The following is a 14554-nucleotide window of genomic DNA, read 5'->3' as shown; positions in this document are numbered from 1 at the left end:
CAGACCATGGCGTTGCGCTATCACCTTGCAGTCGACGACCAGTCAGTTAGTTAGCTGGCTAAGGGGATGGCGCTGGCGCACCGAAAAATGGCACATTGACGCACCTGCCTGCGTGCACCCATCTGCTGTCCGGAAACTTTCATGGCTATCAGCAACGTTCAGACCGCCGCTGTCTCGGCGCCCGCTGCTCCGCAAAGCAGCCCATTGGTGATGCGTATCATCGGCGCGGTGGCGCTGGCGCATTTGATCAACGACCTGATCCAATCGGTGCTGCCGTCGATCTACCCGATGCTCAAGGCCAATTACGGCCTGACCTTTACTCAGGTCGGCCTGATCACTTTGACCTTTCAACTGACCGCCTCGTTGTTGCAGCCGTGGGTCGGTTATCACACCGATCGGCATCCGAAGCCGTGGCTGTTGCCGGCGGGTTCGATCTGCACGCTGATTGGCATCGTGATGATGTCGATGGTCGGTAGTTTTCCACTGATTCTGCTGGCGGCGGCGCTCATCGGTATCGGCTCATCGACGTTTCACCCCGAAGCCTCGCGGATTGCGCGGCTGGCCTCCGGTGGACGCTTTGGTCTGGCGCAATCGACTTTTCAGGTTGGCGGTAACGCCGGTTCCGCGTTCGGTCCGTTGCTGGCGGCGGCGATCATTATTCCCTTCGGTCAGGCCAACGTGGCGTGGTTCGGTTTGTTCGCGGTGTTTGCGCTGTTCGTGCTGTACCGCATCAGCCGCTGGTACGCCCATCATCTCAATCTGTTCAAGCTCAAGGCCGGTCAGGCAGCGACTCACGGGCTATCGAAGGGCAGGGTGACCAGTGCGCTGGTGGTGCTGGGCCTGTTGGTGTTCTCCAAGTATTTCTACATGGCCAGCCTGACTAGCTACTTCACCTTCTACCTGATCGAGAAGTTCGACTTGTCGGTGGCCAGTTCGCAGCTGCACCTGTTCCTGTTTCTCGGAGCGGTCGCGGCGGGGACGTTCTTCGGCGGGCCGATCGGCGACAAGATCGGGCGTAAGGCAGTGATCTGGTTCTCGATCCTCGGTGTGGCACCGTTCACGCTGCTCATGCCCCACGTTGACCTGTTCTGGACCACTGTCCTCAGCGTGGTGATCGGCTTCATTCTGGCCTCGGCGTTCTCGGCGATTGTGGTGTACGCGCAGGAACTGGTGCCGGGCAATGTCGGGATGATTGCCGGGGTGTTCTTTGGTTTGATGTTTGGGTTTGGCGGGATCGGCGCGGCGTTGCTGGGGCATCTAGCGGATGTGCACGGGATTGAGTATGTGTATTTCCTCTGTTCGTTCCTGCCACTATTTGGCGTACTGGCGATTTTCCTGCCACGCACCAAAAAGGCCTGACCTCACACATTACCCATTGTAGGAGTGAGCCTGCTCGCGATAGCGGTGTGTCAGTCAGCACATCTGTAGCTGATAGAACGCTATCGCGAGCAGGCTCACTCTTACAGGGGATTGTTGGTGTGGCGGAGAATGTTTCAGGCACAAAAAAGCCGCGTATCAAACGCGGCTTTTTCTTGGGCGTAACGCTTACACGTTGAAGCGGAAGTGCATCACGTCGCCGTCCTTGACGATGTAATCCTTGCCTTCCAGACGCCATTTACCGGCTTCTTTGGTACCGGCTTCGCCCTTGTACTGGATGAAGTCGTTGTAGGCGATCACTTCGGCGCGGATGAAGCCTTTCTCGAAGTCGGTGTGGATCACGCCGGCAGCCTGAGGTGCGGTGGCACCGACTTTGACGGTCCAGGCGCGGACTTCTTCGACACCGGCGGTGAAGTAGGTCTGCAAGTGCAGCATTTCGTAGCCGGCGCGGATCACGCGGTTCAGGCCAGGCTCTTCCAGGCCCAGGGCCTCGAGGAACATGTCCTTCTCTTCGCCGTCATCGAGCTCGGCGATTTCCGCTTCGATCTTGTTGCAGACCGGAACCACCATCGCGCCTTCTTCTTCGGCAATGGCGCGAACCACGTCCAGGTGCGGGTTGTTCTCGAAACCGTCTTCAGCGACGTTGGCGATGTACATGACCGGTTTGGTGGTCAGCAGGTGGAAGCCCTTGATCACTGCTTTTTCGTCAGCGCTCATGTTCTTCATCAGGCTGCGTGCCGGCTTGGCTTCGGTGAAGTGCGCGATCAGTTGCTCAAGCAGAGCCTTCTGAACCACGGCGTCCTTGTCACCGCCCTTGGCGTTGCGCGCAACTTTCTGCAGTTGCTTCTCGCAGCTGTCGAGGTCGGCGAAAATCAGTTCCAGGTCGATGATTTCGATGTCGCGTTTCGGGTCGACGCTGTTGGAAACGTGGATCACGTTTTCGTCTTCGAAGCAGCGCACCACGTGAGCGATCGCGTCGGTTTCGCGGATGTTGGCGAGGAACTTGTTGCCCAGGCCTTCACCTTTCGAGGCGCCGGCAACCAGGCCCGCGATGTCGACGAATTCCATGGTGGTCGGCAGGATGCGCTTCGGATTGACGATGGCCGCCAGAGCGTCCAGACGCGGATCCGGCATCGGCACGATGCCGCTGTTCGGCTCGATAGTGCAGAAGGGGAAGTTTTCGGCCGCGATACCGGATTTGGTCAGGGCGTTGAACAGGGTGGACTTGCCGACGTTAGGCAGGCCGACGATGCCGCAATTGAATCCCATGGTGTTTCCCCTCGGAGTAGAGTCAGGCCTTCTGGCTGTGCAGGTTTTTCATCGCGCGGTTCCATTCACCGGCGAGGATATCCGGCAGCACGCCGAGGGCAAAGTCGATGCTGGCATCGAGTTTTTCCTGTTCGGCGCGTGGCGCACGACCCAGGACGAAATTTGAAACCATACTGGCGACGCCCGGGTGGCCAATGCCAAGCCGCAGGCGGTAGAACGTATTCTGATTGCCCAGTTGCGCAATGATGTCGCGCAACCCGTTGTGACCGCCATGGCCGCCGCCTTGCTTGAGCTTGGCAACGCCCGGAGGCAAGTCGAGTTCGTCATGCGCCACGAGGATTTCTTCAGGCTTTATGCGGAAGAAACCGGCGAGTGCCGCCACGGCCTGGCCGCTGCGGTTCATGTAGGTGGTGGGAATCAGCAGACGAACATCCTGACCCTGATGCGAATAGCGCCCGGTCAGGCCGAAATATTTGCGATCGGCCACAAGATTCACATTCTGTGCGTGGGCGATGCGCTCAACAAAAAGGGCCCCTGCGTTATGCCGGGTCTGGTCGTATTCGGCGCCTGGATTTCCCAGGCCAACGATCAGTTTGATGGCAGTCACGATAGGGGCCCTTCCTTTGAGTGGTGAGTAACATCGCCGCGATCAGGGAAAGCGGCGAAAGTGGACGAAAAATGCTCATTTACCATGGATGTAAACTCCGCGTTCTCGCCCGCTTTCTCGCTACGTTCCAGTCCGCGATGTTACTTGTTCACTCAGGCATGACAGAGTGAATTACTCTGCTGCGCCTTCTTCGGTAGCTTCTGGAGCAACGCGTGGAGCGTGTACGTTTGCAACAGCTTTGTCGTCACCGTGAGCCAGTGCAACGAACTCAACGCCTTTAGGGGCTTTGATGTCGGACAGGTGGACGATCGCGCCGATTTCCAGAGCCGACAGGTCGACTTCGATGAACTCAGGCAGATCTTTCGGCAGGCAAGTTACTTCGATTTCGTTCAGAACGTGCGAGATCTCGCCGCCTTTCTTGATCGGAGCTTCTTCACCAACAAAGTGCACAGGCACGATAGCGGTCAGTTTCTGACCGGCTACGACGCGTACGAAGTCAGCGTGCAGAACGTGACCCTTGGACGGGTGACGTTGCAGGGCTTTGATGATGACGTTCTGCTTTTTGCCGCCAACGTTCAGTTCGATAACGTGGCTGTAGGCAGCTTCGTTTTCGAGCAGTTTGGCAACTTCTTTGGCCAGCATGCTGATGGATTCAGGGGCTTTTTCGCCACCGTAAACAACAGCTGGAACCAGAGCGGCGAGACGACGCAGGCGGCGGCTCGCACCTTTCCCCAGGTCGGAACGCACTTCAGCATTCAGAGTAAAATCGTTCATTGTGTATCTCCAAAATAGCCATGACCGGAGTGGCGTTTGCGACCAGCGCCAAACACGGTATGGGCAAAAAAGCCCCGCCCCGGCAGGAATGCCGGGGCGGGGCGCTTTTCGTCAACGAGACATTTCGTGAAGGGCAGGGCCCTTAACGGAACATCGCGCTGATCGATTCTTCATTGCTGATGCGGCGAACCGCTTCGGCAACAACCGGTGCGATATCCAGTTGACGGATACGTGCACAGGCTTGTGCTGCAGCGGACAGCGGGATGGTGTTAGTCACCACCAGCTCGTCCAGCACGGAATTTTCGATATTCTCGATGGCCCGACCCGACAGCACAGGGTGTGTGCAGTAGGCAAAGACCTTGGCTGCGCCATGCTCTTTCAGGGCCTTGGCCGCGTGGCACAGAGTGCCGGCGGTATCGACCATGTCATCGACCAGAATGCAGGTACGCCCTTCGACATCACCGATGATATGCATCACTTCAGAGTGATTGGCTTTCTCACGGCGTTTGTCGATGATCCCAAGGTCCACGCCCAGGGATTTGGCAACAGCACGTGCACGCACGACGCCACCAATGTCCGGGGACACGATCATCAGGTTTTCGAAGCGCTGATCTTCAATGTCATCCACCAGAACCGGGGAGCCGTAGATGTTATCTACCGGAATATCGAAGAAACCCTGAATCTGGTCAGCATGCAGATCAACCGTGAGAACACGGTCGATGCCGACTACGGTAAGCATGTCAGCAACGACTTTCGCGCTGATAGCCACACGTGCGGAACGCGGACGGCGATCCTGACGGGCATAACCAAAATAAGGAATAACAGCAGTGATACGAGTAGCCGAGGAGCGGCGGAAGGCATCAGCCATCACTACCAGTTCCATCAGGTTATCGTTGGTCGGAGCGCAAGTCGGCTGAATAATGAAAACGTCTTTACCGCGAACGTTTTCATTGATCTCGGCAGTAATTTCGCCGTCGGAGAACTTACCGACAGAAATGTCACCGAGAGGGATATGCAGCTGACGTACAACACGCCGAGCCAGATCGGGGTTAGCATTCCCCGTAAAGACCATCATCTTGGACACGCGCAGTACCTAGAGGCTGAGGGTAACCTGGATGAGTATAGAAAATGGCAGGGGCGGCTGGATTCGAACCAACGCATGGCAGGATCAAAACCTGCTGCCTTACCGCTTGGCGACGCCCCTGTATCTGTTGCATCAAGTGCCGAGCACCTGGTTCCTTTAGATCAGACTTTGCAGCTTGCGGTGCAACATCGAAACGTTGCTGCCTTTCGCTACAAACCCTGTAAGGGTCTCTGTCAGAAGGGCCGAGACTTTATCAGCTTCAGCTTTGCTTGGGAAGCCCCCAAACACACAACTTCCAGTTCCGGTGAGTTTTGCTTCGGTAAATTTACCTAACAAATCCAATGCGTTACGTACTTCTGGATAACGCCTTGCAACCACCGGCAAGCAGTCATTTCGACTGTTTCCCTCGGGAACGGGGCGCACTTTAATGGGCGGCGTGTTACGTGTCAACAAAGGATCGGAAAAAATTTCTGCCGTACTAACAGAGACTTGCGGCACGAGCACCAGATACCACGGTTCTTCGGGATCCACCGGAGTGAGTTTCTCGCCCACGCCCTCGGCAAAAGCCGCATGGCCACGGACAAAAACCGGCACGTCGGCGCCGAGTGTCAGGCCCAGTGCGGCCAGGCGATCTTCATCCCAACCCAGTTGCCACAAATGATTCAGACCGAGCAAAGTCGTCGCCGCGTTCGAGCTGCCGCCCCCGATTCCGCCGCCCATGGGCAGGACTTTATCAATCCAGATATCGATGCCGAGCTTACAGTCGGATTGTTGCTGGAGCATTTTTGCCGCACGCACGATCAGGTTGCTGTCATGCGGCACGCCAGTGAACTCGGTGTGCAGTTGAATCACACCGTCATCACGCACGGCAAAAGTGATTTCATCGCCGTAATCGACAAACTGAAACAGCGTCTGCAGCTCGTGATAACCGTCTTCACGACGACCGAGAATGTGCAGCATCAAGTTGAGTTTGGCCGGCGAGGGCAGGGTCAGACGTGCAGCGGTCATGCGTTATTGCCCCAACTTGCGCGGTTGCCAGGTCTTGATCACCAGCGTGACGTCGAGGTCGGTGCCGTGCAGCTTGATGCGCTCGGGCAGCCAGTAACCGTTCTGTTCGGTGTAAGCGGTGTATTCGACTTTCCAGCCATCCTGTTCGAGGTTGGCCAAGCGGCTGTCGGCGTCCAGATTCAGGCGACTTTTGCTATCAGGCGCTGGCAGGCCACGGACCCACCAGGCCAGATTCGACACCGGCAGTTTCCAGCCGAGCTGTTCTTCGAGCAGGGCTTCCGGGGACTGAGATTCATAGCGACCCTGGTTGGCGACTTCCAGCGACACCTTGCCCGGACGCCCGGTCAAACGTGCCGCGCCACGCCCCAGCGGGCCGGACAAACGAATGTCGTAGTAATCCTGACGTTGCAGCCAGAACAGCGTGCCGCTACCGGAATCTTTCGGTGCGCGGATGCCGATCTTGCCGTCGATCTGCCAGCCGTCGAGGCCGGTCAGCTGTTGTTTGTTTGCGGTCCATTGAGCCGGGCTGCCGTGGCCCTCGACCGATTCGCGAGTGCCAAAACCCGAGCAGCCAGCGAGCAGGGCGATGAAGCTGAAAACAATTACGTGGCGCAAAAACATGAGTTAAAGAGTCTCGGATCCGGTCAGGCGCTTGATGGTGCTGCGCAGAATGGTGCTGTCGGGCTGATCCTTGAGGAATTTGCCCCAGATTTGTTTGGCTTCACGCTGGTTGCCCTTGGTCCACAACACTTCACCGAGGTGCGCGGCGACTTCGTGATCAGGGAAACGCTCCAGCGCCTGACGCAGATATTTCTCTGCGTCGTCCAGATTGCCCAGGCGGTAGTTCACCCAGCCGAGGCTGTCGAGTACGGCCGGGTCTTCCGGATTGATCTGATGTGCCTGCTCGATCAGCGTTTTGGCTTCAGCGTAGCGCGTGGTGCGATCGGACAGGGTGTAGCCCAAAGCATTGAGTGCCATGGCGTTGTCCGGATCACGCTTGATGATCAGGCGCAGGTCTTTTTCCATCTGCGCCAGGTCATTGCGTTTTTCCGCGAGCATCGCCCGGGTGTACAGCAGATTCAGATCGTCCGGATACTGCTGCAAGGCTGTCTGCAAGACTTTCCAGGCCTTGTCGTCCTGCTTGTTGGCCGACAGGGTTTCCGATTCGATCAGGTACAGCTGGATCGCATAATCCGGTTGCTCGTCGCGTTGGGCGGCAAGTTTGCTTTGCGCTTCCGCGGTCTTGCCGTTGTTCATCAGAATGTCGGCCTGACGCAATTGCGCCGGCAGATAATCGTTGCCCGGGCCGACCTGGGCGTACTCGATGAGGGCGCCTTGCGGGTCGTTGCGTTCCTCAGCGATACGACCGAGGTTCAGGTGCGCCGAATCGACGTGGCTTTCACGGGCGATCAGGTCTTCCAGATACCCCTTGGCCTCGTCCCACGCTTTGGCTTCCAGGCAGACCAAGGCCAGCGAGTAACGCAGTTCGTCGTCTTCCGGGTATTGCTGAACCAGGCTGGAGAACTCGGCCTTGGCGTCGTCCATCCGGTCCTGTTCAACCAGCATGCGCGCGTAAGTCAGGCGCAGACGCTTGTCGTCCGGGTACTTCTTGATGCTTTTTTGCAGCAATGGCAGCGCTTCGTCGCCACGGTTCAGCAGTTGCAGCAGGCGCGCGCGCAGCAGAATCGGGGCGATTTCGCCTTCTTCTGGCGGATGGTCTTCGAGCAATGCCAGTGCGCCTTTGTTGTCGCCGTCCTGTTGCAGGAGCAGGGCCTTGCCGAAAATCAGCTGGCTGTTGTTCGGATGGCGCTGCAACAAACGGTCAAAACTTTTCATCAGACCGTTGCGGGTTTCCTGATCGGTATCGGCGGCCGACAGCGCGAGAAAGTCGAAATGAGTGTCGCCCTTGCCCTGCAGGACTTTCTCCATATACACCATGGAGTCGTCATAACGCCCGGCGCGGGCGAGTTGCACGGCGGCGGCGCGTTGCGCTTCGAGATCGTCCGGGGCGTTTTTTGCCCAGATCAGTGCGGTATCGAGGGCCGGTTGATCGGCGCCCAGATACTCGGCGATACGGAATGCGCGTTCGGAGACGCCCGGATCCTGGGTGTTGATGGCCTGGGTCACGTAGTTGTCCAGGGCAATGTCGAAACGATTGCGCTGACCGGCGAGTTCGGCGCTCAACAGGCTGAAAACGGTTTCCTCGCTGAACGAGCTGTAAACCTTGGGCTTTTCAGGCGCGGGCGTGGTGTCTTCAACCGACGGCGTACCGTCCGGCGAAACGGGAGCCAAGGCCTGGCAGCCGCTGAGGAAGACAAAAGCGAGGAGCAACGCGGAAGATCTATTCATATAGGAAGAGGACGACTAACCTGCGGTCGGATCATCATGACACAAGCCTTCGGCCAAACATAACCGTAGGAGCTGCCGAAGGCTGCGATCTTTTGATCTTGCTGGTGATTCGAAAAACCACAATCAAAAGATCGCAGCCTGCGGCAGCTCCTGCAAGGAGCCAAATTGTGCCCATTATAGGGACTGACGATTGGGACAATAGTCAGCGGTAGTTGTTCTGAATCTTTCGAAGTAGGACAATTGCCGGCTTCACGTCACCATCAGCGACCTTGAATGGCCTTCCTTGCACTCGGTATCAACCACAAGACTGCTTCAGTAGACGTCCGCGAGCGCGTGGCTTTTACTCCTGAACAGCTGGTGGAGGCCTTGCAGCAGCTCTGCCGACTGACCGACAGCCGCGAAGCTGCGATCCTCTCCACCTGCAATCGCAGTGAGCTTTATATAGAACAGGATCAGCTTTCTGCCGATATCGTGCTGCGCTGGCTGGCCGACTATCACCATTTAAGCCTCGATGAGCTGCGCGCGAGTGCTTATGTGCATGAAGATGATGCGGCAGTTCGTCACATGATGCGCGTCGCCTCCGGGCTCGACTCGCTGGTGCTGGGCGAACCGCAGATTCTCGGTCAGATGAAATCGGCCTATGCCGTGGCCCGCGAGGCCGGCACCATCGGTCCGCTGCTGGGGCGACTGTTTCAGGCAACGTTCAATGCCGCCAAGCAGGTGCGCACCGACACTGCCATCGGTGAAAACCCGGTATCGGTGGCGTTTGCCGCCGTCAGCCTGGCGAAACAGATTTTCAGTGATTTGCAGCGCAGTCAGGCTCTGCTGATCGGCGCCGGCGAGACCATTACCCTGGTCGCCCGTCATTTGCACGAGCTGGGCGTCAAGCGCATCGTCGTTGCCAACCGCACGCTGGAGCGCGCCAGTCTGCTGGCCGAGCAGTTCGGCGCCCACGCGGTGTTGCTGTCGGACATCCCGGCAGAACTGGTGCGCAGCGATATCGTCATCAGCTCGACCGCCAGTCAGTTGCCGATTCTTGGCAAGGGCGCGGTCGAGAGTGCGCTGAAGCTGCGCAAGCACAAGCCGATCTTTATGGTCGACATCGCCGTTCCCCGGGATATCGAGCCGGAAGTCGGCGAGTTGGACGACGTTTACCTGTATAGCGTCGACGATCTCCACGAAGTGGTCGCCGAAAACCTCAAGAGCCGTCAGGGCGCAGCGCAAGCCGCTGAAGAGATGGTTTCGGTTGGCGCCGACGATTTCATGGTGCGCCTGCGCGAACTGGCGGCGGTCGACGTGCTCAAGGCCTATCGTCAACAGAGCGAACGCCTGCGCGACGAGGAACTGCAAAAGGCCCTGCGTTTGCTGGCCAACGGCGGCAACGCCGAAGACGTGCTCGGGCAACTGGCCCGTGGCCTGACCAATAAACTGTTGCATGCCCCGAGCGTGCAACTGAAAAAGCTTTCTGCCGAAGGCCGCCTCGATGCGCTGGCCATGGCCCAGGAACTCTTTGCCCTCGAGGGCTCACCGGATAGCTTTTCGGATAAAAAACCGCAATGAAAGCGTCACTGCTCAATAAGCTGGACATCCTCCAGGACCGTTTCGAGGAACTGACCGCGCTGCTCGGCGACGGCGAAGTCATTGCCGATCAGGCCAAATTCCGCGCTTATTCCAAGGAATACGCCGAACTTGAGCCGGTGGTACAAGGCTATAAAAAGCTGCTCAGCGTACAAAGCGATCTTGAAGGCGCGCAGGCGCTGCTCAAGGACAGCGACCCGGACATGCGTGAAATGGCCGTGGAAGAAGTCCGCGAAGCCAAGGAATTGCTGATCACCCTGGAAGCCGACCTGCAACGCATGTTGCTGCCCAAGGATCCCAACGACGGCCGTAACGTCTTTCTCGAAATCCGTGCCGGCACCGGTGGCGACGAGGCGGCGATCTTCTCCGGCGACCTGTTCCGCATGTACTCGCGTTACGCCGAGCGGCGCGGCTGGCGTGTCGAGATCCTGTCGGAAAACGAAGGCGAACACGGTGGCTATAAAGAAGTCATCGCCCGCATCGAAGGCGACAACGTTTACGGCAAGCTGAAATTCGAATCCGGTGCGCACCGCGTACAGCGCGTGCCTGCTACCGAATCACAGGGCCGTATCCACACCTCGGCCTGCACCGTGGCGGTATTGCCCGAGCCGGACGAGCGCGAAGCCATCGAGATCAACCCGGCGGATTTGCGCGTCGACACTTACCGCTCCTCCGGGGCCGGTGGTCAGCACGTCAACACCACCGACTCGGCGATCCGCATCACGCACATACCGACCGGCACCGTCGTCGAGTGTCAGGAAGAGCGCTCCCAGCACAAGAACCGGGCGCGGGCGATGGCCTGGCTGTCGGCCAAGCTCAACGATCAGCAAAACGCAGCGGCGGCGAACGCCATCGCCAGCGAGCGTAAATTGCTGGTCGGTTCCGGCGACCGTTCCGAGCGCATCCGCACCTATAACTTTGCCCAGGGCCGGGTCACTGACCATCGCGTCAACCTGACCCTGTACTCGCTGGATGAAATCCTCGCCGGTGGCGTTGAAGCAGTGATCGAACCGTTGCTGGCTGAACACCAGGCTGACCAACTCGCAGCGATAGGTGAATAAATGACCATCATCGCCAGCCTGTTGCGTGCCGCCGAACTGCCGGACTCGCCCACCGCGCGTCTGGACGCCGAGTTGCTACTGGCGGCGGCGCTGGGCAAGTCACGCAGTTTTCTGCACACCTGGCCCGAGCGCATCGTGCCAAGTGAGGCCGCGCTGACTTTTGCCGAGTACCTGCAACGCCGCCGTAGCGGTGAGCCGGTGGCCTATATTCTCGGTCAGCAGGGTTTCTGGAAACTCGATCTGGAAGTCGCGCCGCACACGCTGATCCCGCGCCCGGACACCGAGCTGCTGGTGGAAGCGGCGCTGGAATTACTGCCCGCGACGCCGGCCAAAGTGCTCGATCTCGGCACGGGCAGCGGCGCGATTGCTTTGGCCTTGGCCAGCGAGCGTCCGGCGTGGAAAGTCACTGCGGTGGATCGCGTGCTCGAAGCCGTGGCCCTCGCTGAACGTAATCGCCAGCGCCTGCATTTGAACAACGCCACGGTGCTGAGTAGCCATTGGTTCAGCGCGCTGGAAGGTCAGCGTTTCCAGTTGATCATCAGTAACCCGCCGTACATTGCTGTCGCCGATCCGCATCTGGTCGAAGGCGATGTGCGCTTCGAACCGGCCAGTGCGCTGGTCGCCGGTGAAGACGGGCTCGATGATCTGCGCTTGATCGTTGCGCAGGCGCCGGATCACCTGGAGGCCGCTGGCTGGTTGATGCTCGAGCACGGCTATGATCAAGCCGAAGCCGTCCGCGACTTGCTGCTCACGCGCGGTTTCGAAGAAGTCCACAGCCGCACCGATCTGGGCGGTCATCAACGCATCAGTCTGGGGCGCCTGCCGTGCTGAATGATCAGGAGTTGCTGCGCTACAGCCGGCAGATTCTGCTGCAACACATCGACATCGACGGGCAATTGAAGCTCAAGGACAGTCGCGTGCTGATCGTCGGCCTTGGCGGTCTCGGTGCGCCGGTTGCCTTGTATCTGGCCGCGGCGGGTGTCGGTGAAATGCATCTGGCGGATTTCGACACGGTCGATCTGACCAACCTGCAACGCCAGATCATCCATGACACCGACAGCGTCGGCATGAGCAAGGTCGACTCGGCGCTCAAGCGTCTGACCGCGATCAATCCAGAAATCCAACTGATCCCTCATCGTCAGGCGCTGGACGAGGATTCTCTCGCCGCAGCCGTGGCAGCGGTGGATCTGGTGCTCGACTGCTCCGATAATTTCTCCACCCGCGAAGCGGTCAACGCTGCGTGTGTAGCTGCGTGCAAACCGTTGGTCAGCGGCGCGGCGATTCGTCTGGAAGGGCAGTTGTCGGTGTTCGACCCGCGTCGAGCCGAGAGCCCTTGCTACCACTGTTTATACGGCCACGGCAGCGAAGCTGAACTGACCTGCAGCGAGGCCGGTGTGGTCGGGCCGCTGGTCGGCCTGGTCGGCAGCTTGCAGGCGCTGGAAGCGTTGAAAGTATTGGTCGGTTTCGGTGAGCCGCTGGTGGGCCGTTTGCTGTTGATCGATGCTCTCGGTTCGCGCTTCCGCGAGTTGCGCGTCAAGCGTGATCCGGGTTGCAGCGTCTGTGGTTCGCGCCATGCGTGAAGCGCCGATCGGCGTATTCGACTCTGGTGTCGGCGGCTTGTCGGTGCTGGCGGAAATCCAGCGTTTGCTGCCCAATGAATCGCTGCTCTATGTCGCTGATTGCGGGCACATTCCCTACGGAGAGAAAACCCCGGAGTTCATCCGCCAGCGCTGCAGTGTGATGGCCGGGTTTTTCCGTGAGCAGGGTGCCAAGGCCTTGGTGCTGGCCTGCAATACGGCCACGGTTGCCGGCGTTGCCGATTTGCGCCGCGACTTTCCTGACTGGCCGATTGTCGGCATGGAGCCTGCGGTCAAACCTGCCGCCGCCGCGACCCGCAGCGGTGTGGTCGGCGTGCTCGCCACCACCGGCACGCTGCAGAGCGCCAAGTTCGCCGCGTTACTTGATCGTTTCGCCACTGACGTGCGTGTGATCACCCAGCCATGCCCTGGCCTGGTCGAGCTGATTGAAAGCGGCGATCTGCACAGCGCCGAGTTGCGTCAGTTGCTGCAAGGCTATGTCGACCCGCTGTTGGCCAGCGGTTGCGACACAATCATTTTGGGCTGCACCCACTATCCCTTTCTCAAGCCGATGCTCAAGTCGATGATCCCTGCGGACATCAGCCTGATCGATACCGGTGCTGCTGTAGCGCGGCAACTTCAGCGCCTTTTGGCTGAGCGCGATTTGCTCGCTGCCGGCCCGAACCGACCGGTCAGATTCTGGACCAGCGCTGATCCTGCCTACTTCGAAAACATCCTGCCGCGACTGGGCCAGAGCGGCGGCGAAGTACAAAACTTCGACTTGTAAAAAATTTGTGAAATAACTAAAAAATCAGCTGAACTTCTGAGCAGGCGCTAGCTTCTATAGCGAAGAGTTATCTAGAAAACCAAACGATCGTTCCGGAAAAGGAAGTTTCAACGTGAAGCGACTATTCTGCTTGGCCGCGATTGCGGCCGCACTGATGGGGCAAAGTTTTACTGCACAAGCGGCAGGTGTTGAGTTCGCAGTGGGGGCCACCAGCGACTCGACCATGACGTACCGCCTGGGCATGAATTTCGACTGGGACAAGAGCTGGCTGCAGAGCGACGTCGGTCGCCTGACCGGCTACTGGAGCGGTGCTTATACCTATTGGGAAGGTGACAAGACGTCGAGCAATAACAGCTTGTCGTTCTCTCCAGTCTTCGTTTACGAGTTTGCCGGCCAGTCGGTCAAACCGTATATCGAAGCGGGGATCGGTGTGGCGGCCTTCTCTGACACCAAGTACGAATCCAACAATCTCGGCGGCTCTTTCCAGTTTGAAGACCGCTTCGGTTTTGGTCTGCGTTTCAATGGCGGGCATGAAGTCGGAATTCGTGCGACGCACTATTCCAACGCCGGCTTGGCCAGCAGCAACGACGGGGTAGAAAGTTACTCGCTGCATTACACAATGCCGCTCTGACTGATACACACCTGACCCCAGTGGGAGCGAGCCTGCTCGCGAAAGCTATTCCACATTCAACGAAGATGTTGAATGAAAGAGCGCTTTCGCGAGCAGGCTCGCTCCCACATTTGTTTTGGGGGTGTTCTTGGGATCAGCGGTAGGCGGTAGTGATGCCTTTGCGCTCTTCAATGCACTCCGGCGCGCCCATCTCGAACTCGCGGCAAATCAACGGACGCTTTTCGTAAATCGTGCACATCATCGTGTCGCGATCCAGCGCCGCGCACCAGCCGTCATCCAGACGCAGCATCACTTCGCCGCCCCATTCATCGGTATCGATAAAGCGATCAGGCACGCCAGTGTCGGTGATCAACATCACTTCGAGCTGGCAACAGCACGCCGCGCAGGTCGAGCAGGTGACCGCCGGCTCGGTGATTTGCTGGTGGGGAATGGTTTTCATGGCGGCAGTGTAA

15 protein-coding genes and 1 tRNA gene are annotated in these 14554 nt (G+C 58.7%); 7 read left to right on the top strand and 9 right to left on the bottom strand.

Annotated features, from left to right (window positions below; genetic code table 11):
* Positions 1 to 141 precede the first annotated feature (141 nt).
* Entirely contained in the window at positions 142 to 1359 is a 1218-nt protein-coding gene (locus tag QOM10_RS24570) for an MFS transporter (protein ID WP_150776212.1), read from the top strand.
* A gap of 186 nt (positions 1360 to 1545) precedes the next feature.
* Here the strand turns inward: QOM10_RS24570 and ychF are convergent, their stop codons facing one another.
* The 8 genes from ychF to QOM10_RS24530 form a co-directional block, all read right to left on the bottom strand.
* Positions 1546 to 2646, bottom strand: a complete 1101-nt coding sequence (gene ychF, locus QOM10_RS24565) for a redox-regulated ATPase YchF (protein ID WP_016987222.1) — start codon at positions 2644 to 2646, stop codon at positions 1546 to 1548.
* 22 nt (positions 2647 to 2668) lie between these two features.
* Positions 2669 to 3253 (bottom strand): aminoacyl-tRNA hydrolase, encoded by a 585-nt coding sequence (gene pth / locus QOM10_RS24560; RefSeq protein ID WP_008079560.1) that lies wholly within the window; start codon positions 3251 to 3253, stop codon positions 2669 to 2671.
* Positions 3254 to 3424: 171 nt separating this feature from the next.
* Positions 3425 to 4027, bottom strand: a complete 603-nt coding sequence (locus QOM10_RS24555) for a 50S ribosomal protein L25/general stress protein Ctc (protein WP_093441442.1) — start codon at positions 4025 to 4027, stop codon at positions 3425 to 3427.
* A 142-nt stretch (positions 4028 to 4169) separates the two neighbouring features.
* A complete protein-coding gene (locus QOM10_RS24550; RefSeq protein WP_003171603.1) occupies positions 4170 to 5111 on the bottom strand; it encodes a ribose-phosphate pyrophosphokinase in 942 nt (313 codons plus the stop codon).
* A 45-nt stretch (positions 5112 to 5156) separates the two neighbouring features.
* A tRNA-Gln gene (locus tag QOM10_RS24545) sits at positions 5157 to 5231 on the bottom strand.
* Between the two features lie 36 nt (positions 5232 to 5267).
* Positions 5268 to 6119, bottom strand: a complete 852-nt coding sequence (gene ispE / locus QOM10_RS24540; protein ID WP_316917093.1) for a 4-(cytidine 5'-diphospho)-2-C-methyl-D-erythritol kinase — start codon at positions 6117 to 6119, stop codon at positions 5268 to 5270.
* 3 nt (positions 6120 to 6122) lie between these two features.
* Complete coding sequence (gene lolB / locus QOM10_RS24535) at positions 6123 to 6740, bottom strand: lipoprotein insertase outer membrane protein LolB (RefSeq protein ID WP_316917092.1); 618 nt, start codon at positions 6738 to 6740, stop codon at positions 6123 to 6125.
* 3 nt (positions 6741 to 6743) lie between these two features.
* Positions 6744 to 8468 (bottom strand): tetratricopeptide repeat protein, encoded by a 1725-nt coding sequence (locus QOM10_RS24530; RefSeq protein WP_127929757.1) that lies wholly within the window; start codon positions 8466 to 8468, stop codon positions 6744 to 6746.
* 273 nt (positions 8469 to 8741) lie between these two features.
* Between QOM10_RS24530 and hemA the strand changes: the two genes are divergently transcribed.
* The 6 genes from hemA to QOM10_RS24500 all read left to right on the top strand — a co-directional run bounded on the left by hemA (position 8742) and on the right by QOM10_RS24500 (position 14102).
* Positions 8742 to 10028, top strand: coding sequence for a glutamyl-tRNA reductase (gene hemA / locus QOM10_RS24525; RefSeq protein ID WP_007951716.1), 1287 nt, complete (start codon positions 8742 to 8744; stop codon positions 10026 to 10028).
* Positions 10025 to 11107: a peptide chain release factor 1 gene (gene prfA, locus QOM10_RS24520; protein WP_316917091.1), complete on the top strand. Its 1083-nt coding sequence runs from the start codon at positions 10025 to 10027 to the stop codon at positions 11105 to 11107. The genes hemA and prfA overlap by 4 nt, the downstream gene beginning before the upstream one ends.
* Positions 11108 to 11938: a peptide chain release factor N(5)-glutamine methyltransferase gene (prmC, locus tag QOM10_RS24515; RefSeq protein WP_316917090.1), complete on the top strand. Its 831-nt coding sequence runs from the start codon at positions 11108 to 11110 to the stop codon at positions 11936 to 11938.
* The gene (locus QOM10_RS24510; protein ID WP_150652014.1) at positions 11932 to 12687 is read left to right on the top strand and encodes a molybdopterin-synthase adenylyltransferase MoeB; all 756 of its coding nucleotides are present in this window, start codon (positions 11932 to 11934) and stop codon (positions 12685 to 12687) included. The genes prmC and QOM10_RS24510 overlap by 7 nt, the downstream gene beginning before the upstream one ends.
* The gene (gene murI, locus QOM10_RS24505; protein ID WP_127929753.1) at positions 12680 to 13471 is read left to right on the top strand and encodes a glutamate racemase; all 792 of its coding nucleotides are present in this window, start codon (positions 12680 to 12682) and stop codon (positions 13469 to 13471) included. The genes QOM10_RS24510 and murI overlap by 8 nt, the downstream gene beginning before the upstream one ends.
* Positions 13472 to 13583: 112 nt before the next feature.
* Positions 13584 to 14102: an acyloxyacyl hydrolase gene (locus QOM10_RS24500; protein WP_150750496.1), complete on the top strand. Its 519-nt coding sequence runs from the start codon at positions 13584 to 13586 to the stop codon at positions 14100 to 14102.
* Between the two features lie 133 nt (positions 14103 to 14235).
* Here QOM10_RS24500 and QOM10_RS24495 read toward each other — a convergent pair whose 3' ends face one another.
* Positions 14236 to 14541 carry a YkgJ family cysteine cluster protein gene (locus QOM10_RS24495; protein WP_077574517.1) on the bottom strand — a complete coding sequence of 102 codons (306 nt, stop codon included), beginning with the start codon at positions 14539 to 14541 and terminating at the stop codon, positions 14236 to 14238.
* Between the last annotated feature and the right edge of the window lie 13 nt (positions 14542 to 14554).

The sequence above is a fragment of the Pseudomonas sp. P108 genome (assembly GCF_032613195.1).
Classification (GTDB): Bacteria; Pseudomonadota; Gammaproteobacteria; order Pseudomonadales; family Pseudomonadaceae; genus Aquipseudomonas.
Note: the sequence above shows the minus strand (reverse complement) of the source record. Positions and strands in the feature narration are given on the sequence as shown.